The sequence below is a fragment of the Schinkia azotoformans LMG 9581 genome, assembly GCF_000307855.1.
In the GTDB taxonomy this organism is placed as follows: domain Bacteria; phylum Bacillota; class Bacilli; order Bacillales; family Bacillaceae_J; genus Schinkia; species Schinkia azotoformans.
The window spans coordinates 17064-40342 of sequence record NZ_AJLR01000048.1; the positions used below are offsets into that span (position 1 = coordinate 17064).

The 23279-nt window shown below is 36.7% G+C and carries 27 protein-coding genes and 1 pseudogene; 6 read left to right on the plus strand and 22 right to left on the minus strand.

Going from position 1 to position 23279, the window contains the following annotated elements:
* Nucleotides 1-14 precede the first annotated feature (14 nt).
* A complete protein-coding gene (locus tag BAZO_RS08775) occupies nt 15-884 on the minus strand; it encodes a 5'-3' exonuclease (RefSeq protein ID WP_003331069.1) in 870 nt (289 codons plus the stop codon).
* A 107-nt stretch (nt 885-991) separates the two neighbouring features.
* Between BAZO_RS08775 and BAZO_RS08780 the strand changes: the two genes are divergently transcribed.
* Both BAZO_RS08780 and BAZO_RS08785 read left to right on the plus strand, forming a co-directional pair.
* Nucleotides 992-1240, plus strand: a complete 249-nt coding sequence (locus BAZO_RS08780; protein ID WP_003331070.1) for a hypothetical protein — start codon at nt 992-994, stop codon at nt 1238-1240.
* Nucleotides 1241-1256: 16 nt separating this feature from the next.
* Nucleotides 1257-1457, plus strand: coding sequence for a hypothetical protein (locus BAZO_RS08785; RefSeq protein WP_003331071.1), 201 nt, complete (start codon nt 1257-1259; stop codon nt 1455-1457).
* Between the two features lie 64 nt (nt 1458-1521).
* On the opposite strand, the gene BAZO_RS08790 is transcribed toward BAZO_RS08785, so the two are convergent.
* The 7 genes from BAZO_RS08790 to BAZO_RS08820 form a co-directional block, all read right to left on the minus strand.
* Entirely contained in the window at nt 1522-2166 is a 645-nt protein-coding gene (locus BAZO_RS08790; RefSeq protein WP_003331072.1) for a response regulator, read from the minus strand.
* 36 nt (nt 2167-2202) lie between these two features.
* Nucleotides 2203-3297, minus strand: a complete 1095-nt coding sequence (locus tag BAZO_RS08795; protein WP_003331073.1) for a HAMP domain-containing sensor histidine kinase — start codon at nt 3295-3297, stop codon at nt 2203-2205.
* Between the two features lie 12 nt (nt 3298-3309).
* A complete protein-coding gene (gene liaF / locus BAZO_RS08800; RefSeq protein ID WP_003331074.1) occupies nt 3310-4077 on the minus strand; it encodes a cell wall-active antibiotics response protein LiaF in 768 nt (255 codons plus the stop codon).
* Between the two features lie 99 nt (nt 4078-4176).
* Nucleotides 4177-4887 (minus strand): PspA/IM30 family protein, encoded by a 711-nt coding sequence (locus tag BAZO_RS08805; RefSeq protein ID WP_003331075.1) that lies wholly within the window; start codon nt 4885-4887, stop codon nt 4177-4179.
* A 29-nt stretch (nt 4888-4916) separates the two neighbouring features.
* A complete protein-coding gene (locus BAZO_RS08810; protein ID WP_003331076.1) occupies nt 4917-5354 on the minus strand; it encodes a hypothetical protein in 438 nt (145 codons plus the stop codon).
* Nucleotides 5355-5615: 261 nt separating this feature from the next.
* Nucleotides 5616-7388: a thiamine pyrophosphate-binding protein gene (locus BAZO_RS22995; RefSeq protein WP_003331078.1), complete on the minus strand. Its 1773-nt coding sequence runs from the start codon at nt 7386-7388 to the stop codon at nt 5616-5618.
* A gap of 2 nt (nt 7389-7390) precedes the next feature.
* Nucleotides 7391-9013, minus strand: a complete 1623-nt coding sequence (locus BAZO_RS08820) for an ATP-binding protein (protein WP_003331079.1) — start codon at nt 9011-9013, stop codon at nt 7391-7393.
* A gap of 375 nt (nt 9014-9388) precedes the next feature.
* Between BAZO_RS08820 and BAZO_RS21655 the strand changes: the two genes are divergently transcribed.
* Complete coding sequence (locus BAZO_RS21655; protein WP_233276060.1) at nt 9389-9472, plus strand: YjcZ family sporulation protein; 84 nt, start codon at nt 9389-9391, stop codon at nt 9470-9472.
* Between the two features lie 351 nt (nt 9473-9823).
* Here BAZO_RS21655 and BAZO_RS23000 read toward each other — a convergent pair.
* Both BAZO_RS23000 and BAZO_RS08830 read right to left on the minus strand, forming a co-directional pair.
* Nucleotides 9824-10064: pseudogene (locus BAZO_RS23000) on the minus strand (transcriptional regulator); the annotation flags it as partial.
* Nucleotides 10064-10255: a hypothetical protein gene (locus BAZO_RS08830; RefSeq protein ID WP_003331081.1), complete on the minus strand. Its 192-nt coding sequence runs from the start codon at nt 10253-10255 to the stop codon at nt 10064-10066. The gene BAZO_RS08830 and the pseudogene BAZO_RS23000, both read right to left, overlap by 1 nt.
* A 156-nt stretch (nt 10256-10411) precedes the next feature.
* Between BAZO_RS08830 and BAZO_RS08835 the strand changes: the two genes are divergently transcribed.
* Nucleotides 10412-11827, plus strand: coding sequence for a hypothetical protein (locus BAZO_RS08835; protein WP_003331082.1), 1416 nt, complete (start codon nt 10412-10414; stop codon nt 11825-11827).
* A gap of 88 nt (nt 11828-11915) precedes the next feature.
* On the opposite strand, the gene BAZO_RS08840 is transcribed toward BAZO_RS08835, so the two are convergent.
* The 7 genes from BAZO_RS08840 to BAZO_RS08865 all read right to left on the minus strand — a co-directional run bounded on the left by BAZO_RS08840 (nt 11916) and on the right by BAZO_RS08865 (nt 16665).
* Entirely contained in the window at nt 11916-12266 is a 351-nt protein-coding gene (locus BAZO_RS08840; protein ID WP_081585672.1) for a calcium-binding protein, read from the minus strand.
* Nucleotides 12247-12390, minus strand: a complete 144-nt coding sequence (locus BAZO_RS22360; RefSeq protein WP_157382100.1) for a hypothetical protein — start codon at nt 12388-12390, stop codon at nt 12247-12249. The genes BAZO_RS08840 and BAZO_RS22360 overlap by 20 nt, the downstream gene beginning before the upstream one ends.
* Before the next feature lie 191 nt (nt 12391-12581).
* Nucleotides 12582-13289 carry a nucleotidyltransferase domain-containing protein gene (locus BAZO_RS08845; RefSeq protein WP_003331084.1) on the minus strand — a complete coding sequence of 236 codons (708 nt, stop codon included), beginning with the start codon at nt 13287-13289 and terminating at the stop codon, nt 12582-12584.
* Between the two features lie 136 nt (nt 13290-13425).
* Nucleotides 13426-14250, minus strand: coding sequence for a hypothetical protein (locus BAZO_RS08850; RefSeq protein WP_003331085.1), 825 nt, complete (start codon nt 14248-14250; stop codon nt 13426-13428).
* A 15-nt stretch (nt 14251-14265) separates the two neighbouring features.
* Complete coding sequence (locus tag BAZO_RS08855) at nt 14266-14964, minus strand: ABC transporter ATP-binding protein (RefSeq protein WP_003331086.1); 699 nt, start codon at nt 14962-14964, stop codon at nt 14266-14268.
* Nucleotides 14965-14966: 2 nt separating this feature from the next.
* Nucleotides 14967-15329: a GntR family transcriptional regulator gene (locus BAZO_RS08860; RefSeq protein WP_003331087.1), complete on the minus strand. Its 363-nt coding sequence runs from the start codon at nt 15327-15329 to the stop codon at nt 14967-14969.
* Between the two features lie 133 nt (nt 15330-15462).
* A complete protein-coding gene (locus BAZO_RS08865) occupies nt 15463-16665 on the minus strand; it encodes a 4-hydroxybenzoate 3-monooxygenase (protein WP_003331089.1) in 1203 nt (400 codons plus the stop codon).
* Between the two features lie 151 nt (nt 16666-16816).
* Here BAZO_RS08865 and BAZO_RS08870 point away from each other — a divergent pair, with 151 nt between their 5' ends.
* Nucleotides 16817-17611: an IclR family transcriptional regulator gene (locus BAZO_RS08870; protein ID WP_003331090.1), complete on the plus strand. Its 795-nt coding sequence runs from the start codon at nt 16817-16819 to the stop codon at nt 17609-17611.
* A 151-nt stretch (nt 17612-17762) separates the two neighbouring features.
* Nucleotides 17763-18542: an IclR family transcriptional regulator gene (locus tag BAZO_RS08875; RefSeq protein WP_003331091.1), complete on the plus strand. Its 780-nt coding sequence runs from the start codon at nt 17763-17765 to the stop codon at nt 18540-18542.
* Between the two features lie 5 nt (nt 18543-18547).
* On the opposite strand, the gene BAZO_RS08880 is transcribed toward BAZO_RS08875, so the two are convergent.
* The 5 genes from BAZO_RS08880 to BAZO_RS08900 all read right to left on the minus strand — a co-directional run bounded on the left by BAZO_RS08880 (nt 18548) and on the right by BAZO_RS08900 (nt 23271).
* On the minus strand, nt 18548-19696 hold the full coding sequence (locus BAZO_RS08880) for an AbrB family transcriptional regulator (RefSeq protein ID WP_003331092.1): 1149 nt from the start codon (nt 19694-19696) through the stop codon (nt 18548-18550).
* 139 nt (nt 19697-19835) lie between these two features.
* Nucleotides 19836-20558, minus strand: coding sequence for an ABC transporter ATP-binding protein (locus BAZO_RS22745; RefSeq protein ID WP_003331093.1), 723 nt, complete (start codon nt 20556-20558; stop codon nt 19836-19838).
* A complete protein-coding gene (locus tag BAZO_RS22750) occupies nt 20559-21326 on the minus strand; it encodes an ABC transporter ATP-binding protein (protein WP_003331094.1) in 768 nt (255 codons plus the stop codon).
* Nucleotides 21327-21328: 2 nt separating this feature from the next.
* Complete coding sequence (locus BAZO_RS08895; RefSeq protein ID WP_003331095.1) at nt 21329-22387, minus strand: branched-chain amino acid ABC transporter permease; 1059 nt, start codon at nt 22385-22387, stop codon at nt 21329-21331.
* A gap of 11 nt (nt 22388-22398) precedes the next feature.
* The gene (locus BAZO_RS08900; RefSeq protein ID WP_003331096.1) at nt 22399-23271 is read right to left on the minus strand and encodes a branched-chain amino acid ABC transporter permease; all 873 of its coding nucleotides are present in this window, start codon (nt 23269-23271) and stop codon (nt 22399-22401) included.
* Nucleotides 23272-23279: the final 8 nt, after the last annotated feature.

The following is a 23279-nucleotide window of genomic DNA, read 5'->3' on the forward strand; positions in this document are numbered from 1 at the left end:
CCCTTTTGAAAAGGTCATCCTATCAATTTCTCTAGACCTTTAAACTCTAATTCTCTGAATTTACCAAGAACCTTTGCACGGTCAATGGTAAATAACGCCTCTTCAAGAGAACAACTTACAGGCACTTCACAATGTATTTTGGCCAATTTGCGTGAGAGGTGAAGCATCGCTAAATCTTGTTCGATTTTAGAGCGGTGTCCCTTTGATAATGAATCTAAATTCGCTAAAATTCCTTCAATCGACTCGAACTGACTTAAAAGCTTAACGGCCGTTTTTTCACCGATACCTTTTACTCCCGGATAATTATCACTGCTATCCCCCATCAATGCTTTTAAATCGACCATTTGCTCTGGTCTAATACCTTTTCGCTCCAATAACATTTCAGGATGATAGATTTCATAATTGCCGTACCCATTTCGTAAAATCACAACTTTTATAGCCGGATCAACCAACTGTAGAATATCCTGATCACCGGTTAAAATAATAACCTCTTGCTCATTCTTATATTGATTTGCTAATGTCCCAATACAATCATCGGCCTCAAAGCCTTTTAAACCGATATTGGGAATGTCAAAAGAAGCAACAACATCCTTTACTAGATCAAATTGTGGAATCAGTTCAATTGGCGGCTCCCCGCGATTCCCTTTATAATCAGGGTATAAATCTGTTCTAAATGTCTTACTGCCCATATCCCAGCAGCAGACAACATGACTAGGTTCAAAATGATTTACTGCTGTTAATAGATGGCGAACAAATCCATGGACGCCATTTGTTGGAACCCCTTTACTATTTATCATAAAATAACCGCTCATCGCAGTTGAATAGAAAGCACGAAATAATAAGGCCATGCCATCAACAAGTAGAACTTTATGATTATTGTCCACTTTTTTCTCTCCCTTCAAAAACAACTTCTATTATAGCATAAAGTCTCTCATATTTTTCCGAAAACTGCACAGGATATAAAAGGGAACAAATTTTGGAGGGATGAAGCATGGCAGGTCCATATTGTTGTCCAAATTGTGGTACAAACCGCTCAAGGTTTAATCTTATTGAGCAAGTCCCTAAATCTGTGAAAATGGATCCACAATCAGGCGAAATCGTTCAAGAATATTCAAATCAAGCTCTAGATCCTTTTCATACTCCATATCGCGGACCTTCGACAAAGGTGCAATGTGGTGTGTGCGGTTTAATCGAGGATGAAATTCGATTTGAAAGCTTTGCAAAAAACTCTCGTCGTTAAAGGAGGATATTAAGAAATGGCCAGAACTCATAATTCAGAAAGCCACCATAATGCCCAGCAACAAATGGCTCGTAACACGAAGCAGGAGATCGCTTCGGAATTTGTAACAGATGTCAAAGAGGAAAATCAAATTGCTAAAAAACGAGCCAAACAAGGCCGTGAACGTGCCGATGAACCAAGAGACGCACGTAGCAAAAATGTAAATGGGCCTCGTTAAATAGAAAAATAAAGTGCAGCATTCAGCCCCAACATGTCACTGTTTGACTTGTTGGGGCTATACATTACTTACAAATCCCATGTTTATAAGCATAAATAGCCGCTTGTGTGCGATCGTCAACATCTAGCTTACTGAGTACATTACTTACATGCGTTTTTACCGTTTTGATGCCAATGAATAATTCATCTGCAATATCTTGATTCGATTTCCCTTCAGCAATCAGCTTTAATACCTCCATCTCTCTTGGTGTACATTGTAAATGGGGCAGCCCTTCTTTATTTACTCCCTTCATCCTTGACATGATCTTATCCGTGATTTGTGATTCAAAGACCGCTTGGCCCCTATAAGCTTGCTGAATGGCTTGGACAATTTCCGGTGCTCTTGATGTTTTTAACAAATAACTGAATGCCCCTGCTTCGATCACAGGGTATACCTTCTCATCATCAATAAAGCTCGTTAACACAATCACTTTAGCTTCTGGCTGGACTTTTCGTATTCTCCTTGTTGCTTCAATCCCGTCCATTCCTGCCATTACTAAATCCATTAATATCACGTCAGGTTTAAATTGCTCAGCGAGTCTAACTCCTTCTTCTCCATTTGAAGCTTCTCCTACAACCTCAATATTTGCTTCAGTCGATAAGTATGCCGCTAACCCCATTCTGACCATCTCGTGGTCATCTACGAGCAGCACTTTAATGATTTCTTCCATTACTGTCACCTCACTTTAAAATGCTCTAGGACAAAATTAAATAATAGGAACCGTAACCTCAATCATTGTTCCTTGTCCTGGAGCCGTCGACAATGTCATCACACCGCCAATTTCAGCTACCCTTTCCCGCATTAAGGACATCCCGTAGGAAGATGTTTTCGTTTCCTCCTCATTAAAACCAACTCCATTATCAGTGATTTTCAATCGAATATGTTCGGTAGTAACTGTTAATCGAAGTTCAACTAATGAAGCCTTTGCATGCCGTAAAATATTGGACAATGCCTCTTGAACAATACGAAATAAATGATCCTCAATCGCTTTAGAAATGGAAACAGGAAGTTTATCAAGCTTCCAATTAAAATCAATTTGATAATGCTTTTTCGAGAATTCGGCTAACAAATCCTCAATGCCTTCATTTAAGGTCTTCCCTTCTAAATGTGCAGGCCGTAAATGCAGTAATAATGCCCGCATTTCTGATTGTGCGGCAGCAGCCATTTCTTCTACTAACTCCGCTTGACGCGATGCTTTTAACGGATCTAATTCAATTGTTCTTTTAAGTGCCGCCATTGTCATTGAAATCGCAAACAATTGTTGACTGACTGCATCATGTAATTCTCTCGCAAGTCTTTGTCTTTCTTCGATTATGGCTGTTTCTTTTACTTGATCTGTTAATTCTGCATTATGTGTGGATAATCGTTGAAGTGAACTGACCTGGTCCTGAAATCTTTTTGTCATTTCATTTAAATGGGTAGCCAACTGACCAAGTTCATCCTCCCCTAAATCTGGAATACGAACTGCCAAATTCCCCCGCTCAAGCTTAATTATCGACTGCAGTAATACTTCCATTCTCTTTTTCAGCGCGTTCCCTTGGATATAACCCCAAACCAATCCAACTAATGCGGCAACCAGACACATCGCTGTAATCATAAAAATGGCAAACAATAAACCCGGGTAGGCAGGGATTGTAAAATTTAAATATTGTTGTGACCAGCTTTGTAATCGATCAAGTGTATATACGAAATTCCATAATATAAAGAAAACAATCGAGCTAAAAAAAATGGCAGCTACAGACGCTTGCGAATATTGCCTGATAAATTGCCATTGTAGATTTGTCAATTTACGATCTGGCATGATCGACATCCTTTACAAATAATTAACATCTATATCACCTACAAAAAGATTAATCACTATTTCAACGCGTTTTATTTCCTTACGATATCCGTTTGTTTCAACAGCTGTGCTTTGGTTCACACCGCTTTCCTTATTGCCAAATATTTTTATTTCCCCCACGCCAACGCGCGCAATGATAGAAACATCTAAATCATAAGGAACAAAAATATCAACATCCCCAATCCAGCCATTAATGATAATTGTGGATTTATTATCCGGAATATTGGCTCGTGACAAGTCAATTTTCACTTCACCAATGCCATGCCATATATCTAAATCTCTTAATTCCCATCGCGATCCCGTTAATAGACAGCTGCCTATTAATGTATGTTTTTTTTGAGGAGTAAGAATACGATACGAATAACTTATTTCTTCCGTGCTGCCTTCTTCAGCACCTTGGTCTGTGTTCGTTATTCCTTCGTTATCAATATCGCTTTCAAAGTTTGGCTCTTCTTTTTGCTTACTGCGAATGATCCGATACCCATAATAAATAAGTGCAATAGAAATAATAAAACCAATTACATCAAAAATACTTAAAAGAATTAAACTTCCGAAAGCAATAAAAATATATCCAATGACCTTCTTTTGCCTCTTCAACAAATAATAACCAATAAAAAGAATAAATACCGCAAATATACCGCCGCCATGAACATGAATTCCTACAATGTTTAATAAAATAATGACGCCAATAAAAAGGATAAAGACTCCAAATATAAGTGGAAAAATTCGCACATTTTTCATATTCCCACCTCCTGCCTTTCCATTGTAATATATAAAGAAAAGAAAGACGTTGGGCATGTAGAAGTTCTACATCCCCGTGTCTTTCTTATCATATATTGTTTAATTTTCATTCGCAATCCTTGTTTCTTGTTCTACAGTCAGGTCGTTATTTCGGGCCGCTTTTAGTTTTTCCAACTCTAGTTCTACCTTTTCATTTTTCTCAGCATTATGGAGATTTTCAAAGTTTGTTTCTCCGTATACTCTGCGAATATGTTGAAGAGCTTGTGAATCAGCTTCCATCATCATTAATTTTTCCTCAATTCGAGCAAAACCTTTTGCTGCACTTTCCGTATCAATCGTTACTAATGCTTGATTAATGTCTTTTACAGCTTTTGCAACATTCGCCCTAGAAACTAAATGAAATTTTTTATTACGAAGCTCATAGAATTTGTCCTTTAATTCTTTTAATTGGCCTAAAAGAACAGCTACTTGTTCTTTTGTACTCTCATATAAAGCGCGATATTCTTGAACTTTTGCCTCTGAAAATTGTTTATCTTCAATCGCTTGTCTAGCAATTTTTTCGTCACCGTGATCAATGGCTAATTCTGCCTGGCGACCTCGTTTTGCTACACGTAGTTCGAATTCCTCTACTAATGCTTTCCATTTCTTCTCGATTGCTACTTGGCGTGAAACAGCAAGTTCAGCCTTTGAAATCTCACTTTCCAAATCTCTTAAATATTGATTCAGCATTGCAACTGGATCTTCAACCTTGTCTAACATCTCGTGAATTGATGCTACTGTAATATCTCTAACTCTTTTAAAAATTGCCATATTTAATTCCTCCTAAATAATCCATATTATTATTTTTGATTTTTATTCATTTCGTTTTCCCATTCATCAAGGAAATCATAATCTTTATAAGAAAACTCATTCGCGAATGGACTAGCGTTAGAACTTTCACCCATTGCTGCCTCAATTTCCGGAGCAATTGATAGCATCTTATTATTTTGAATTATTTTCATACCATAGTAGATTAATAGTGCAGCTATAGCTAATCCAATCAGTACATGAAGCATCCCTGTTAACCAAAGCAAGCCAACGATCATCAAAGCTATACCAAAGCCCTTCTTGCATTTGCTATCACGTGTCGTGAATAGCTTCCAACCTTGATATACAAAATAGGATGGAATGACTAAGGCGATGATCCAGCCAATGTTAATTCCTAAGAAACCAAGGAGCATTAATATTCCTATAGCCATCACAGCTATACCTAGTTTATATGAGCCTTTCTTTTTCAATTTTATATCCTCCTTTTCAAGTATTTTTTGTTGTTTTCTTGCTTGTCCTAATCTTATCCTAAATACAATCCTCCCATAACCAGCCTAGGGTTGATTTTGAATTCAGACTTTAGGCTGAATGGAGAATTTAGAACTGTTGTAGGTCACATACGCTTAAAAACCCTACTTATATTATTAAGTAGGGTTTTACTAAAGCTGATTCCATATTTTTTTATATTCAATTTACCATGTTTATTAACTTCTAACAGGTTGATTAATTCTCTACTCATCTCTTTTTAAGGTTGGAGGTATTTCTTCAGGATCAACCATAATTTCAATTATGGTAGGTTGATTACTTTGCAAACCAAATTGGATTGCCATTTGAATGTCATCTTCACTTAAACAACGAAATCCTTTACAGCCTAGTGCTTCTGCAAACGAAACAAAATCAACTGGTTTCTTATATACGTTATGTCCCGGGCAGTCCTGCCAAATCTTCATTCCCGTTTCAACCATATCCAGGCTTCCATTATTGAATACAAAGAAAAGAATTGGAGCTTGATGCTCAACCGCTGTTGCTATTTCAGTTCCATGCATTAGCATGCAACCATCTCCCGTAATACAAGCAACAGGTTGGCTGTCTTCATTCATCGCAATTTTGGCACCAATCGCATAACCAATTCCGTTTCCCATGGCTATAAAGCGGTCGTCAAAGAAAAATGTTTCAGGTTGATAAACATCAAAGTGCTTTACAGCATAATAAGCATGACTTCCTACATCCGCAAAAACTTTCGTATACTCAGGTAAATTCCTACGGATCGTACGAATTGCTGAAGCAGAAGATATAACAAGGCTTTTTGACCTTTGATTATGAAAGTCTTCCATTTCTTTTAGCATAATAGTTTTGTCATCTAGTGCCGTCGCTACAAAATCCGAGGAAAACAACAGGTTTTCATAAACATTTTCTGTTCGTTCCTGGTTAAGGGAAGTATATTCACTTGACGCTGCTACTAGTTCACGTACAATAAGTCTTTCATCATGTCCCACAACCCCTTGTTCCAATGTTAGCTCTAAAATCTTACCCAAATTTCTTTTTAGATCCCCTGGAACAAATAGGGTAGGTCTTGAAATTGTTTTGCCAACAAAGGTTGGATCATAGTCAAAATGAATAACCTTTTCAGGGTAAAAGTCTTGTTTGAATCCAGCCAAAGCCATATCGTTTAATGACGAGCCTGCTACAATCATGACATCAATTCCTGACTGCAGATATTGATCGGCTTCAATCGTACCTCCTAAGCCATATACCCCCAATGAAATCGGATGGTTTGTAGGAAATGTGCCTTTACCTCCACCTGTTGTTATTACAGGAATATTCCACTTCGTTGCAATCTCAAAAACTTCTTCATAGCTATTTGAGGAGCGAACACCTTTGCCCAATAGAAATACAGGTCTTTTTGCATCTTTTATAAGCATGAAGGCCTCTTCAATATTTGCGGCAATTGTATGCTGTATTTGTGGAAGTTCGAATTCAAATGGCGTAATTTCTTCATATAATACATCTAGAGGTATCGAAAGGTGTACAGGACCCATCACCCCTGAAAAAGCACGTTCAATCGCATGTCTAAAATGACTCTCAAAAGAATCGCCTCGTTCGACTCTTGCACTGTATTTTGTAACAGGTTCAAACATTTTAACTAAATCTGCACCGAATGAAGAGGAATCTTGGCTATAAGATTTACCTATTTTCCCTGCAGAAGTTTGCCCCGTTATAAATAACACCGGCACATTATGTGCCTGGGCTTGTCCAGCTGCAGTTAACATGTTTACTCCTCCCGGACCAGCTGTAGCAAATGCGACACCTAAATTTTTCTTTTGCAATGCAAATCCTCCTGCAGCATAGCCTGCACCAGTTTCATGACGGGTTAGTACATAGGTTATATCTTGTTCTATCATTTCCTTAATTAATGGAGCTATTGGCCGACCAGGTATTCCAAAAATATGGGTAACGTTCCATTTTTTTAAATTACTCATTAGCAAAGTTAATACCGTTGTCATTTTTAATCATCTCTCCTATCATTTTTTATAGAAATGGGTAATGTAACTGTAATAGTTGTCCCCCTATTTTTATTGGAATCAACGACAATCTCACCATAATGATTTTTAACAATACGTTGACTTATTGATAATCCTAAACCAGTTCCATCTGGTTTTGTTGTAACAAATGGTGTAAATAAATCACTCAATATTTTGGGATCAATCCCACAGCCCTGATCAATCACGGAAATTTCTATTTGATTAAGTTCACGATTTTTATTTAAAACAACATTTATTTCTCCACCAGCATTCATTTCTTCAATTGCATTTTGAATTAAGTTAATTAATACTTGCTTTATTTGATTTTTATCGACATAGATGGATAAATCATGCTTGATATTGTCAGTAAATTCTATCGATATGTTATGCAAATTTCCATGACTGTTCATTAGGTGAATGGTTTCTAGTAGTAATGTTTGAATATTGACATCTTTCTTGCGAGGAGCCTCGGGTTTAGAAATCATAACAAAATTATTTATTAAATCTTTCATTCTATGTAATTCATCGTTGATGATTTTAAAGTATTCCTTTGATTTTGCTTTATCAAAGTTGTTTTCTAATAATTTCAAAAATCCGCTAATTGGCGTTAATGGATTTCTAATCTCATGAGCAAGACTAGTACTCATTTTCCCAATAATAGAAAGTTTTTCGTTGGTAATAACTTGTTGTTCTAAATCATAACGGTCGGTGATATCCCTAAATTGGGAGTATGTACCGATAAATTGAACACCATCATAAATGGGAATAGTGTCAAATAAGAATATTTTCTCTAATTTATTATTTGAAAAATGAATCTCAATATTTTCAAACTTCTCGTTCAAACTCAAAGTCCTTTCAATGTATCTCGAAAAAACTTTTAACTCATCATTAAAGGTATTAATGTTTCGCCCAATAATGTCAGTCTTTTTAATTCCTGTGTATTTTTCGGCTGCTACATTATAATCGGTTATCATACCATTTTGATCCGTAATAATAATTCCATTTTTTGTTGACTTTATAATGATTTGATTAAAAAGATTTAATTGCTTATTCATTTTATTCAATTCAATCTCTCGTTCAATTGAATCAACCGCTGACGAAACGAGTCCTAAATGAAAGGAAGAGGATTTGTCTAGTGTAGTTGCAAGTGTTATCGTGCCTTTCAACCCATTATTCAATGTAAACTTACAGCTTGAACAGGACATATCATAAAATACCTTATGGAAATGCTCATTTCCTTTTACCTGAATAGGTAGATTGTGATTTAGACAAAGATAAATTGAATTTGTACCGGCGTATTTCTCATCAAAAGAATCTCCTTCCTTAATTCCCATTTTGTATTGTAGATCCTCATTCCCCATAACTTTTAAAACATTGCAGCTATCATCAGTAATAATAATCATTGCTGGAATATCATTTAAAAAGTAAAATAATTTTTTTACAAAGTATTTAGTTAGATAGATGAACTCACTGTATTTGTCGTTCTTCTTTTCAAGTTCATCTGGAGTAATCGTTTGTATTAACTTAGGTAAAGTTTTGGGGTCAAAACCATAATGATGTTCACAATTGTATTTTGAATGCAGAGTATACCAAGATTCCGTAATCATAACTTCCCACAGCCTCCTTTTTTACTAAATATTGCCATGCAAAACCAAGATTAACAGAATTTTCCCAAAAATACTGTCGAAAAATGAATAATTTATTAAATAAGGTGGAAATATTTCGCTTTTTGTATATTTATAGGAGGTATACACTACAACAGGAGTGATAAATCCATTTTATATGCAACAAATAGCTTTTCACCTCACTTGCTGCACAATAAGTCTCTTGCGCTTAATTTTCGAAATGCGGAACAGCAAAAATGAATTTTTAGTCTAAAATATTTTCCGTATTTGTCCGAATCTGGTAAGACGAGAATTTCATAACATGTACTATCTTATAAAAAGGTGGTGATACTGATGGAAGCTTATTGCGGTGGTGGAATGGGTAACAGCTTTGTTTTAATTGTTGTTCTTTTCATTTTATTGATTATTGTTGGAACAGCTTTTGTTGGCGGAGGTTATTAGTACTATTTAAAGGCTAATCCAACCTCTATTCCCATAATAGGAAGTACTTTTCTAAACGTGCTTCCTATTATTAAAGCTCATTACCGGAGGTGTAAAGTCATGTATACACGACCCATTTTTTGTCCACCAAAATACGTAGTTCGAGATCGTTTTGTTCCGTGTGTTCATCCTATTGTCCATCCAGTAGTTCATGTAAATCGTTTAAATGTAGTAAATGTGCCTCGACACATTTTTAAACCTATTAGAAAAAATGTTATTGTTGAGCATAGACGTCCTTTTTATTGCTGAATTTCCTGAATGCCATACTAAATTAAGTATGGCATCTTCGATTATTTCAAGATATATGTTCATATCAATAACAACACCAGATTTATCTTTTTGAATAATTGTAAAATTCGGTACATATGGTATTGCGAACTCACTATAATCTTTTCTTGTTAGTATTGTACATTTATCAATAAACTTATCGGTTCCTGATGTAGCAACTATTAAAGGTTGTCTCTTCGATAGCCATGAAACTGAAGAATATTTGAAACTTGCCATCCTTCATAACATCGAGGAGCATCAAAAGTGATTTCATCGTATTCCCATCTATTGATCTAAATCACGTATAGCCAACAATTTTGGGTAATATTCTTTCATTACTTGAACTTTATTATTTTTTTGATTATCTACTAAATATACGATAGATAAATCACTATAAGAAATAACAGATTTAATTTTATATATATTTTTTAGCAAGGCATTTTTTTCTAAAAAAATATCTTTTTCAGAAGTCTCCATAAAATCCCCCTTTTGATTTAGTTGACGATTTAAATATTATCACTAGTGTATATGAAATTGGAAATACTTTTACAAAATTTTCAAATCACACCTTAACGGCTTCGCCATATCCTATATTACGGTTTTAGGTATTAGCTTAATTTAGGGGGAAAGACAATGGTAGTTGAATTAACTGCCCTTCATTGGATATATGTCGCTTTTATTTTGATAATAATTGGCTTCATGGTCATGCGAAGGGATACATCGTTAGTTTGTATCATCGGGATATTCTTACTGGCTTTTACGTCAACACAATCTTTAAGTGCCTCCATTAGCAGCATTTTTAATAGCTTTATTTTCGCGATTACGGAACTCCTTGGTACTATCCTAATCATCTCCATTATTGTTTCAATGTCTAAAGCGCTAACAAGAACGGGTGTCAATGATGTCATGATCTCACCTTTTACTAAATTAATAAGAACTCCGGCTTTAGCCTATTGGACCATTGGTATTCTCATGATGGTTATTTCGTGGTTCTTCTGGCCTTCACCAGCAGTGGCATTATTAGGGGCTGTACTTTTGCCGGTTGCACTTCGTGTCGGTTTGCCAGCTTTGGGAGCTGCCATGGCCATGAACTTATTTGGGCATGGGATTGCCCTTTCTGGGGATTTCATCATTCAAGGTGCACCGAAACTAACCGCGGATGCAGCCGGAATTCCCGTGCTGGATGTTGTCCAAGCGAGTATACCTCTAGTTTTCGTAATGGGTATTGTGACAACGATTGTGGCCTTTATCTTTTTAAAACGTGATATGAAAAATGGCATGCTTAAAGTTGAAACAACAGTGGTAGGTGATCATTCTGAAAAGCATTTCTCTAAAAAAGAAATGGATCAATTAAAAAATCTTCTTACTCCCGGAGCAAAAAAATTAATAGCCTTCCTTATTCCAATTCTATTTATTTTAGACGTAGTTGCTATGTCGGTATTAAATCTTTCTGGTGGGGACGCAACCGCATTAATTGGAGGTACAGCCATTTTCATTCTGCTTCTTATCAGTCTACTCGCGCACAAAAACAACGGATTAGAAGAAACAACTTCATATTTAATCGAAGGATTCCAATTTGGTTTTAGAGTATTTGGGCCTGTTATTCCTATTGCCGCCTTTTTCTACCTTGGTGATTCAGGTTTTATAAAGATTATTGGAGAATTTCTCCCTGCTCATTCTTCAGGAATAGTCAATGATTTAGGGGTAGCACTTGCCCATACCGTACCGTTAAATGGACAAATTGCCGCAATCACATTAACTACAGTTGGTACCATCACTGGCTTGGATGGTTCCGGTTTCTCGGGGATATCATTGGCGGGATCGCTTGCTAATTTGTTTGCTACAGCGATTGGTGCAGGTGCGGCAACCTTAACAGCTCTTGGGCAAATTGCAGCAATTTGGGTTGGAGGGGGAACTTTAGTCCCCTGGGCATTAATTCCAGCCGCCGCGATTTGTGGTGTCGATCCGTTTGAGCTGGCGAGGCGGAATTTGGTACCGGTAGTGATTGGCTTGGTTGTTACTACTATTGTAGCGATGTTTTTGATATAACTTTATTTGAATTTATAAAATCAAAAATGCATCAGATGAGTGATTTTAACTCAACTGATGCATTTTTTGTAATATTTTTGCTTTAACATTAATGGTATGACCAAAACCAACCTTGATATAAATCTATCCATTTAAAATTTTTATGTCCTTCATCCAAATTGATGCCAGCTAATGGCAGTATTACTTTTTTTCTCCCTACCTTACACTCGACAAGAATTCCATAATATTCGTCTACTTTCATCTCTTGATCTAATCGAATACAGTATACTTCAAATTCTGCGATTTCTAAAGGACCAATTTCCTCTGTATATAACGCAGAAAAAGGAAATGTTATATGTTGTAATAGATATTCATAAAAACTCATTAAACTTTCCTCTTTTACTTTGAGTAATTCGTACAGATAACCTTCTGTATATTTTTTACCTCTCTCTAACCCCATTACTCCGAGTTAATTTTTCAATGACAAACTCATATTCTTCATTCAAAAATTTCTTACTAAACTCAATTGTTAACTTTAGTAATTCCGCTTTCTTTTCCTCTACTTTTTCTTTTGTTCCAGTCATAGTACACATCCTTTAATATATGTCCCTCAATTTTAGTGACCTGCCTTCACATTAATTTTACATTGTTCGAGTCATCTATAAAAGATTAAACATTGAAAAATGCATCAGATTAGAGTTTAGTACTCTGCTGATGCATTTTTGGGTATTAATAATCTCTTTCTTAATAGCTTCGTACATAAGTAATTTTTTATCTACAGAAAGAATTCTTTATAACCAACAAACAATTCTCCACCATAATTATCTAGAGTAGATTGAATGAATGAAATTAGTTCAGTTTTATCTTTTGTAATCATGTATTTTTTTGTATATTTAACTAGTTTATCACACATATCTATATCATATGATTTAAGGTTTCTAGCAACCCACTTTCCTACACCAACCCACTTTCCATCTGCCCTTAAAATCAGTTCAGTTAACGTATCTATTAACTTATTTAAAATAAATAAACTTTCTTCAAAGTCTTCTGAACTCCTAAAGTCTGACAAAAGATCTGTAATTTGATACCTTGCTTCATTTATTTTGTCCTCATTCCAAAGTTGTGGACCCTGCTCATAAAGTATTTTTGCCTCTCTTTGGAATTCCCTTCCATCCCCTTGCTTATCTTCTATAAGTAGACCTTCGGCACACATTTTAATGATGGTGGGCATCCCTCTATATCTAGCTGTTTGAAATTCAAACTCTAGAGACAAAGCCGTATAAATAAATGCTTCAATTTTCCATCCAAGAAAGTGATAACACTCCAGTCTTGGTGTTTCTGTTTCATCAATAATAATTAAGTCAATATCAGATTCTGTTGTTAAATTTCCATAAACAGCACTTCCACCTATCCAGACTATATCTGATTCAGGATAGTGGGAAACGATAAACTGTTGAGCTATTCGCTTGATCGAGTGTCTCATATGGAACACCTCCCATATTAGGATATTAACGTAAATGATAAGTGTTCCAAAAAATCCCCCGAACCGTTAGTCCGAGGGAACATAATGTATTGAGTGTGTGGCCACACATGGGTTTCATTAAATACATTTGTTATATTTATAAATCAATTTTCTTTTCGATTAAATAGCCTGTTCCTAAGAAAAGAGCTACCACTGTTATGATGCTATAGACGCTAGAAATTATATTTATATTAAACATTCCTGTACCTTGGCCATGAAAGCCGCCACTTCCCAATACAAAATTATATCCCGAATTCAAGATCTCTTTCGTTCCCACTGTAAATGATTCAATATCTAAATAATATGGGAAAAATACCTCTAATCCGAACTGACCAAAAGAGAGTACTCCGTTTAGGATTAAGAAAATGATAAACCACAAACCACCGATCCGTTTATTCCGAAACGTAACCTTTCCAAGTGCCATTGAGAAGTAAATAAGAATCAACATATATACTCCACTATAAACGGTAGCGATTATGCTAAAAAGCGCAATTTTTATCGACACCAAATTTATGATCTCAGCGAAAAGTTCAGAAATATTCAATTCAAATGGAGTAAAACTTAACGCCATTACTAAATTGTAGAAGGCAATAGCAATACCTAAAATGAAAAACCACATTAAAGCTACTATTAATTTCGCACCGACAATTTCAATTCCTTTTAAAGGCAATGTAAAAGTTAAAAAGCCTCTATCTTCATATAGTTCTTTTCTAAAAGAGCCTACTATATATAAGAATGTTACCAAAGCTGTTCCAAAAAGAATCATTATCGATAGCCCCATAAAAAGGCCGCCACCAAAAGAACCTCTTGCTATTTGCTCCTGCGAGGCATATAAACCTGTAATCAGTATTAGCACCAGCGTTAAAACGCTCAATATATATTTATAGGTGCCTTTAACCTCATATTTCATATATTTCAGCATATCCGAAAATCCCTCCTATTCACCAAAAACTACTTTGTAAATATCATCTATTTGCATTCCTTTTTCTTCCCTTAAGGCCTCTGCGTTTCCAGTTAAAACAATATTGCCATCCTTTAAAAAGACAACATCATCAAGCATATTTTCCATGTCCCTTACTAAATGGGTTGTGATTATCATCGAACTTTTTTCATTAAAATTGTTTATAATCGCATTTAAGATTTGATCTCTAGCAACTGGATCTACACCTGCTATCGGTTCATCTAAAATATATAGTTTGGCATTTCTAGATAGGACAAGAGATAGGTTCAGCTTTTCGTGCATACCCTTTGAAAGAGTGTCTATTTTCATGATTTTTTCCAATTTCATGAAATCAAGTAATTCTCCGAACTTATTTTCATCAAAGTCAGAATAGAAATCTTTATACAAATTACAAGCATCATCGATCTTCATCCATTTGTATAAAAAATTACGATCAGGCAAATAGGAAACAACAGCTTTTGTACCTACTCCAACACTACGACCGTCAATAAGAACTTCACCGCTTGTTTGTCTTAATAGTCCTGTTAATATCTTGATTAGCGTAGTTTTTCCACTACCGTTAGAGCCAAGTATTCCAACTATTTTCCCCTCTTCTATGTTCAAACTTAATTGATCTAAAACGGTTTTATTTAAATACTTCTTCGTGAGATTTTTCACTTCCAAAATGTGGTTCATTTTCATTCCTCCTTCGCCAACCAGTGTGATACCATTTCTTTAATTTCATCATTCTTGAACCCGAGATTTTTCATCTCGCTGAAAAACTGATCAATTAAACCAGTTGCCATACTTTTTTTCACATTTTGTATCGTATCAGTATTTTCTGTTACGAATGTACCCATTCCTCTTTGTGTGTACACAAATTCTTCACGTTCTAATTCTTGATATGCTCTTTGAATTGTGTTGGGATTTACTTTTAATTCTTTAGAAAGTTCTCTTACCGATGGCAATTTATCACCTCTTTTAAGTTCTCCTGAAACAATTTTCGTTTTAATTAAATTCATGATTTGTATATAGATTGGAAGATTGCTTTCGAAATTCATCTTCTCACCTCCAGCAGCAATATGTATCTGTGTACTAGTTGTATAGTACACTAATACCCAAATACTGTCAACTAACAAAAAAGAACGTACTTTTAGATTTACCTCTAAAAGCACGTCCGGTATTGATAGTCAATTATTTCGTCTCAATCAACGATTTGTTTTCCCACTGAATTGGCAAACCTACATAGTTTTCTGCCAATGTTTTTGATCCAGCAACGGAAGTACATACATAATCCAATTCTGTTAATTGGATGTTGCGTTCAAATGAATCATGGTTCGGGTTACGATGAAGCATGCTTGTCATCCAATAAGAGAAGCGCTCTGCCTTCCAAATGCGACGAAGTGCTATCTCAGCATAGCGGTCCAAGATATCCTCTGAACCAGATTTATAGAATTCAGCAAGCCCTGTTGCTAGAATCTTGATGTCAGAGGCTGCTAGATTCAAGCCTTTAGCACCCGTTGGCGGTACTGTATGGGCCGCATCTCCAGCGATAAATAGTCTACCATAATTCATTGTTTCTAGAACATAGCTGCGCATTTGTACAATATTTTTTGAATTAATAGGGCCGTCCGGTAATGTCCAGCCGTCCATTGCCGTTCTAGCATGCAGCTCGCTCCAGATTCGATCATCTGACCAATTGGCAATATCATCATGATAGTCTACTGAAATATAATGACGTTGTAATGTTGATGTTCGCGTACTTAACAATGCGAAACCGCGGTCATGGTTTGAGTAAATTAACTCCGGGTTTGCTTGTTTGGCATCTGTTAAAATGCCAAGCCAGCCATGAGCATATAAATGTAAATGTTCCTTTCTGATGCTGTCAGGGATAGCCAGTCTACTAGGTCCATGGAAGCCGTCACAACCTGCAATGAAATCACATTGAATTTCATGTGTTTCTCCATTTTGTTTAAAACGAATTTTTGGCTCTTTTGTATCAACATCATGTAGACTAACTTCCGATACATTGAAAATGATGTCGCGACCTGTATTAAAGCGAGCATTTACTAAATCGATGATTACTTCATGCTGCGGGTAGACTGTAATTCTTTGGCCCCCCGTTAATCCTCTTAAATCGATGCGGTGTCTTTTGCCGCTAAATTGCAGCTCAATGCCATCATGGAAGTGGCCTTCCCGCATCATTCGGTCGCCAACACCGATTTCATTTAATAAATCAACTGTGAATTGCTCTAGTACTCCAGCCTTAACAGTTCCCTCAATATCTTCTCTTGGTTTACGTTCTATGATGATAGAATCAATTCCTTGTAAATGTAAAAGTTGAGCTAGCATTAATCCAGCTGGTCCTGCTCCAATAATTCCTACTTGTGTACGCATATTCAATCATTCCTTTTCTCATTATTTGATAAACCTATTTGTAAACGTTTACTTCTTTTAATTAGAATAATATAATAGAAATATTTAGAATATTATGCTATCTTTCTTATATACGGAACAAATTGAAATTTTCGAGGTGATTTTTTTGAATTTGTCGGAACCAAATAATTCGATTCTTCAGTCCGTCCAAAGAGGTTTGCAAATTCTTAAATTATTCTCCCCAGCCAAGCCAGTTTGGGGCATTACGGATATTGCAACTACTCTAAAATTAAGTAAAAGTACAGTTAGCCGCATCACCAGCGATTTAGTGGAGGAAGGCTATTTGGAAAAAACTCGCAACAAATACCGATTAGGCTTTTCGCTTTTAGCCCTGAGCGGTGTCATTACATCCCACTTAGAAATTCATAAAGAGTCAAGCGATACATTGAAGTCACTTGTCCATAAATTAGGAGAAACTGCTCACATTGCTATTCTTGAAGATTTAGAGATCACCTATTTACATAAAATTGAATGCCAAAACCCAGTTCGGCTATTCACGAATATCGGTAAAAAGAATCCGCCAACATGTACGGGTTGCGGAAAAATATTATTAGCCTATCAGCCCGAAACTGCCTTACGAGAACTGATTGACAGAGGTTTACCGATGATGGGACCAAAAAGCATAACAGACCCTCAAAAATTAATGACGGAATTACAAAACGTTCGGAAAAATGGATATTCCTTATGTATTGATGAAATGCAGGAGGGGATTATCAGCATCGGAGCAGCAATTCGTGATTACACAAATGAAGTAGTGGCGGCAGTAAGTATTGTCGGGCCCAAGGAACGTGGAATAGGCAGGGACAGATTACACTACATTGCCGAGGTCATCAAAGCTGCTGAGGAAATATCCGAAAAACTAGGATATATAAAAGCATTAGACGAGAAAAGCGGAAGCGCCCGTTAAGCGACGTATAAACTGGAGCACGGTGACTGAGATAAAGGATATCCGGCGACGAGTGAAGCGAGACGATGTTGACTTATCGTAGGGAGGCGTGTGAAGTTTACGAGTCGCTGGGCGCTGAAGCTAGACACGATAAAAGAATGGGGAATTTAAGATGAGATACCCTTCTATTAATAAAGAATCCAGATCATCACTGAGAAACGCACTACAACTTTTAAATTTATTCACGATGGATGAGCCTGAGCTCTCATTAAGTCAAATAGCTGATAAATTACAAGTTGGCATAAGCACAGCCCACCGCTTAACCTATACTTTAATAGTTGAAGGTTTCCTTACAAAAGATTCGCAATCAAAGAAATTTCGACTCGGTGCTTCCATATTAGGAATGGGAAATACGATCATTACGCAAAATCAGCTTTGTCGTATTTCCATTCCTGTATTGGAAAACCTCGCCATCAATACAGGAGAATCTGCCCATATTGCGATTCTAAAAGATTATCAAGCTATCTATCTTATCAGAATGGACAGCAAACACCCTGTCCACCTGCTTTCACATGCCGGTAAACAAAATCCAATCCACTGTACAAGTTCAGGGCAGGTCATTCTTGCTTTTCAATCTGAAACCATGATTGAGCAGGTGATTGCTTGTGGATTGCAGCAATATACAGCCAATACAATAACAACCGCAGATAAATTCAAACAGCTGTTACTCAAAATTCAGAGTCAAGGCTATTCAATCAGTGAAGAGGAACTCCATGAAGGCGTCTCTTCGATTGCAGTTCCAGTGAAAGATATCAGCGGTCATGTCATTGCCTCGATCAGCATTGCGGGACCCATTTCACGCATTAATCAAGATACTTTACCTAGATTGGTGAAAATTGTAAAACAGGCCGCTGACAAGGTTTCGGAACAACTCATTTTCTCCAAAAGATAATTCCCTTAGCCAACAATACTTGTGCCGGCATTTTCTTTTTTCGCTACTTCTCTTTTGTGAATGAACTTAATAAAGGATGGCAGCAGTAAAATAACCATAATAATTCTCAATGTTTGGACAGCAACAACAAAGGTCGAATCAGCATGTAAAGATACCGCCGCTGTTGACATTTCAACTACACCACCTGGTGCAAATGCCAGAACAGAAGTAATTAGTGAAATTCCAGTGAAGCTTGAGACAATATAAGCACAGAAATACATGGCGCCAATTAATAATAAGGTCCCTAACGTACTCACGATCATGATACGTTTCAAACCAATAAACATACTTTTCCGGAACCGTGAACCAATGCTTGTTCCTATTAAAATTTGGCCAATCACAACGATTGAGTGTGGCCAAAAGAATGTTAGAGTGCTGTCAACAAAAGTAGTAGAAGCTGATTCAAAAATAATCACGCCAAGCAAGCTTCCGATTAACCATGGTGCCGGTAATTTAATGCGTTTCCCAATAAAGGCACCAGCAAACGCCGCAAGCATGATTGGAATTGTCCAAACGAACAGCGGATATCCGGCAGCTTGAATCGGGCTTTCAACAACAGGATTGCTTGTAAGACCTTCTGTCCCACTGCCATTAACAATGCAAAACAAAACGACTGGGATTATCGTAACAACCAAGAATACTCGCATAGCCTGAACAGCGGTAACAACTCCGATATTGGCCCCTACTTCTTCAGCGATCGTAGGCATTGTTGCAATTCCACCTGGAGATGTCGCTAATAAGCCCGTTAGCTTATCGGCCCTGCTAAAGCGGTATAAGAAAAGACCCGTACCGAATGAAAAAAGGATCGAAGTTGAAATGACAAGAATAACCGTAATCCAATTTTCTTGGAAGATCGTCATAACAGACGTGTTGACATTTCTCCCCAATTCAATTCCAAGCAAATATTGTCCGATTAGAAACCAAAATCGGTTAAGTCCTTTTTTTACATTTACCCCCGACTTTTTTGGTGGCCATAAAGATAGTAAGCAGGCAAATATTAATGAACCAATCATCCACCCAATTGGTAGACCCATTAACGAAAGCAATAGTCCTCCCAATCCACATAATATGATAAACCAGATTTGATATAATAAATCAGATGTCGTTGCTTTCATACTTTTTCCTTCCTTTTACCATCAATTCATATAACAAATTTAAAAGAAACTGCCCCAGAAGGACAGTTCCTAAAAATGATTATATTCCTTTTCACAGAAAATTTCAGTAATTTTGCCTTTGGCTTCTACATGATTATGTTTAAGCCATTTTCACTCCCAAGTAGGCTGACATCACTTGTGGATTTGAACTAATTTCTTCTCTAGTTCCATTTAAAAGAATCCTGCCTTGGTCAATGACATAGGCACGGTCGGCAACTTTAAGTGCAGCTTTAACATTTTGTTCGACTAAAATCACCATCGTTCCAAGCTGCTCTTTAATAACTACCAAGGCATCTAATATTTCTTTAACAACTAAAGGTGCAAGTCCCATGGAAGGTTCATCAAGCAAAATAATTTTTGGGTTTGACATTAACCCTCTGGCAACTGCTAGCATTTGCTGTTCTCCTCCACTAAGATTACCGCCTAAGTTGTGAAGATGCTTATTCAAGTTAGGAAACATTTCAATCATTTTATTTAAGTTTTCATAAGCTAGATTTTTATTCTTATAGTATTTAGAAAACATCCCTAATAATAGATTTTCTTTTACAGTTAAATTCGAAAAGACTTGGCGTCCCTCAGGTACAAGGCTTAAACCTTTACCAACAACCTTATTAGCAGGGAAGCCGCTAATAACTTCATCCTCCAGTGTGACAGTACCTGCCGATGGTTGAATTAAACCCGCCAATGTATTTAACAGCGTGCTTTTCCCTGCCCCATTGGCACCAATAATCGCAACTATTTCCCCTTTATTGACATGAAAATCAATATCGTGGAGGATTTGTATTTTACCAATGTGAGTGCTTAGTCCTTGAACATTGAGCATTTAGACCGCCTCCTCTCCCAAGTATGCTGCAATTACCTTTTCATTTCTTTGTATTTCATCTGGTGTTCCTTCGGCAATTTTCTTTCCAAAATCAATCACAACGATGCGATCTGCCAGTTCCATGACGGTTGCCATTTTGTGCTCAACGAATAAGAAGGATGTACCTTTATTTTTCAATCTTTGAATGTATCCTGCCATTCTATTTGTCTCGGTATCGTTTAATCCTGCCATCGGTTCGTCGAGCATGATAAACTCTGGGTTATAAACAATCGCTCTAGCAAATTCCAATTGCTTCTGCATACCGTAGGAAAGCTGTCCTGCCTTTTCAAACATCAAGTCTTCCAGTTCAACGAACTTCAATACTTCCATCGCCATTTCAAAGGCCATTTTTTCATCTTTTTTTACCCTTGGAAGCTTAAAAGCTGCACTTAAAACATTCGTTTTCAATTTTACATGCGTACCCATCATCACATTTTCAAGGACAGTCATATTCTCAAAGATTTGTAGATTTTGAAATGTCCTCGATATCCCGAGAGGTGCTAAATTAGGTATTTTTTGTCCCGTTAATCTTGTACCTTTATAATGTACTTCACCTTTTGTAGGTGGCATGAAGCAGGAGATCATATTAAATAATGTTGTTTTGCCGGCACCATTTGGCCCAATAACAGCGACAATTTCCCCTTTATTAACCTCAAAGCTGACGTCTGATACTGCCAGAACACCACCAAATTGCTTCGTTAAACCGTTTACAGTTAGTAAATTTGACATAATTAGACTCCTTCCTGTGACGATACTTTTGATGTAGAGCTAGTCACATGGTTTTCATCGATTGCTGGGATTGGCTCATTTTTTCGTTTTTTCTGAAATATTTGCGAAAATAATGGCAGTAGTCCCTTGGGCAAATACATCATGATTAAAATAATGATTAACCCATATACAACGATTTCAACTTCACCGCTAATGCCAAAATACGTATGACCAACAAAACGAATCAACTCATTTAAAAACATGATGATGGCTGTACCTAAAACAGCACCCCATACAGAACTTGCTCCTCCAACCATGACCATAATCAAGAACAAAATGGATTTTGTAATATAAAAGGTCGGTGGCGAAATGAAGGTAATATAATGGGCGTAAATACTTCCTGCAATCGAAGCAAATGCCGCACTCAATGCAAAAATCGCTACTTTATATTTTGAAACTTGCACACCTAATGTTTCCGTTGCAATTTCACTATCATGGATACTTCTTAACAATCTCCCAACATGGGAACGAACGATGTTCGTGGATAAAATGATAATAAGGAAAGCGACAATCCAAACGAAAAAATAGAAAAATAATTTATCGTTTAACGAGAAACCAAATAAGGTTAAGATTGGAATACCAACAAACCCGGCTGCTCCCCCGGTAATATTATTAAGCCCTAACAATAAGATATAGACGATAATATTGATCCCGATTGTAGCAAGTGCAAGAAAATGACCTTTAAGCTTTAGGATTGGAATACCAATGATATAGGCAAGAATAAACGTCGCCACCATTCCAATTAGCATTGCAAGCCAAGGAGACATTTGGTGGGTACCACTTAAAATCGCTGAAGCATACGCGCCAATGCCAAAGAAAGCAGCATGACCGAGGGATATCTGTCCGGCATACCCAATCAATAAGCTTAAACCAACCGTAACGATCGCATAAATCCCAATTAAAATAAGGATTGTAAAAATATATTGTGACTTAACAAAGGTCGGTAATAGTAATATAATCGCTGCTAGTACAAGAAGAGGCTTTAGACGATTCCCGTATAATATATTTTCAAGCTTTGTCATCTGGCTCCCTCCTATACTCTTTCTCCGGTTGCTCTTGCAAATAGGCCATTTGGCTTAAGGAAAAGAACGACGATTAAAACTAAGAATGTGATCGCATCACTATAAAAGGTTGAAACAAACCCACCGGAAAATGCTTCTAATAACCCTACTAATAATGCACCCATGACAGCACCAGAAATATTATTCATCCCGCCAATCACCATGCCAACAAATCCTTTAATACCAATTAAAAATCCCATTTCATAAGTTGCATCTGTTAATGGAGAAATCATGATACCGGCAATCGCACCTAATGCAGCGGCTAAAGTAAAGGCTAAAGCCGACATTGTTTTCGTATTAATCCCCATTAGTCTTGCTGCACGAGGATTTTTTTCACTCGCCTTTAAGGCAGAACCAATATAGGTTTTATCAAAAAAGACATATAATACAAATAGAAGAATAGCTAAAACAATAAAAATGACGATACTTTGTGGATTGATAACCGCCCCCATAAAATTAATAGGGTCCATCCTAATAATGGGAGCCAATTGTTTTGGATAAGTACCCCAAATGATTAGCCCTAGCCCTTTTAAAAAGATAGACAATCCTACAGTGATTACGATGAGGTTCATGACTGAGCTGTTACGAGCCTGGGAAATAGCTGTTCTTTCGATGGCGAATCCAATGATAGCGGTTGCGACAATGGCCAAAACAATAGAAATAAACATCGGTAATCCGGCATTAACAAAAGTAATACATGTTAAAGCGCCGATCATTGCGAATTCACCTTGGGCAAAATTTAAAACACCGGTGATGTTATAAATCGTTACAAATCCGATCGCAATAAGGGCGTAGATACTACCAACCGTTAACCCGGTTACAATATATTGCATGATTAAATCCATATCAATTA

Excerpts from the sequence above, each read along its gene's own strand:
- BAZO_RS08855 (WP_003331086.1), bottom strand. The coding sequence starts at position 14,964 with ATGAACCACATTTTGGAAGTGAAAAATCTCACGAAGAAGTATTTAAAT.
- BAZO_RS08880 (WP_003331092.1), bottom strand. The coding sequence starts at position 19,696 with ATGAAAGCAACGACATCTGATTTATTATATCAAATCTGGTTTATCATA.
- BAZO_RS08785 (WP_003331071.1), top strand. The coding sequence starts at position 1,257 with ATGGCCAGAACTCATAATTCAGAAAGCCACCATAATGCCCAGCAACAA.
- BAZO_RS08830 (WP_003331081.1), bottom strand. The coding sequence starts at position 10,255 with ATGGAGACTTCTGAAAAAGATATTTTTTTAGAAAAAAATGCCTTGCTA.
- BAZO_RS08845 (WP_003331084.1), bottom strand. The coding sequence starts at position 13,289 with ATGAGACACTCGATCAAGCGAATAGCTCAACAGTTTATCGTTTCCCAC.
- BAZO_RS08895 (WP_003331095.1), bottom strand. The coding sequence starts at position 22,387 with ATGACAAAGCTTGAAAATATATTATACGGGAATCGTCTAAAGCCTCTT.
- BAZO_RS21655 (WP_233276060.1), top strand. The coding sequence starts at position 9,389 with ATGGGTAACAGCTTTGTTTTAATTGTTGTTCTTTTCATTTTATTGATT.
- BAZO_RS08875 (WP_003331091.1), top strand. The coding sequence starts at position 17,763 with ATGAGATACCCTTCTATTAATAAAGAATCCAGATCATCACTGAGAAAC.
- BAZO_RS08900 (WP_003331096.1), bottom strand. The coding sequence starts at position 23,271 with ATGGATTTAATCATGCAATATATTGTAACCGGGTTAACGGTTGGTAGT.
- BAZO_RS22750 (WP_003331094.1), bottom strand. The coding sequence starts at position 21,326 with ATGTCAAATTTACTAACTGTAAACGGTTTAACGAAGCAATTTGGTGGT.
- BAZO_RS22995 (WP_003331078.1), bottom strand. The coding sequence starts at position 7,388 with ATGACAACGGTATTAACTTTGCTAATGAGTAATTTAAAAAAATGGAAC.
- BAZO_RS08820 (WP_003331079.1), bottom strand. The coding sequence starts at position 9,013 with ATGATTACGGAATCTTGGTATACTCTGCATTCAAAATACAATTGTGAA.
- BAZO_RS08835 (WP_003331082.1), top strand. The coding sequence starts at position 10,412 with ATGGTAGTTGAATTAACTGCCCTTCATTGGATATATGTCGCTTTTATT.
- BAZO_RS08860 (WP_003331087.1), bottom strand. The coding sequence starts at position 15,329 with ATGAATTTCGAAAGCAATCTTCCAATCTATATACAAATCATGAATTTA.
- liaF (WP_003331074.1), bottom strand. The coding sequence starts at position 4,077 with ATGAAAAATGTGCGAATTTTTCCACTTATATTTGGAGTCTTTATCCTT.
- BAZO_RS08795 (WP_003331073.1), bottom strand. The coding sequence starts at position 3,297 with ATGCCAGATCGTAAATTGACAAATCTACAATGGCAATTTATCAGGCAA.
- BAZO_RS08780 (WP_003331070.1), top strand. The coding sequence starts at position 992 with ATGGCAGGTCCATATTGTTGTCCAAATTGTGGTACAAACCGCTCAAGG.
- BAZO_RS08865 (WP_003331089.1), bottom strand. The coding sequence starts at position 16,665 with ATGCGTACACAAGTAGGAATTATTGGAGCAGGACCAGCTGGATTAATG.
- BAZO_RS08790 (WP_003331072.1), bottom strand. The coding sequence starts at position 2,166 with ATGGAAGAAATCATTAAAGTGCTGCTCGTAGATGACCACGAGATGGTC.
- BAZO_RS08850 (WP_003331085.1), bottom strand. The coding sequence starts at position 14,250 with ATGCTGAAATATATGAAATATGAGGTTAAAGGCACCTATAAATATATA.
- BAZO_RS08840 (WP_081585672.1), bottom strand. The coding sequence starts at position 12,266 with ATGGGGTTAGAGAGAGGTAAAAAATATACAGAAGGTTATCTGTACGAA.
- BAZO_RS22360 (WP_157382100.1), bottom strand. The coding sequence starts at position 12,390 with ATGACTGGAACAAAAGAAAAAGTAGAGGAAAAGAAAGCGGAATTACTA.
- BAZO_RS22745 (WP_003331093.1), bottom strand. The coding sequence starts at position 20,558 with ATGCTCAATGTTCAAGGACTAAGCACTCACATTGGTAAAATACAAATC.
- BAZO_RS08805 (WP_003331075.1), bottom strand. The coding sequence starts at position 4,887 with ATGGCAATTTTTAAAAGAGTTAGAGATATTACAGTAGCATCAATTCAC.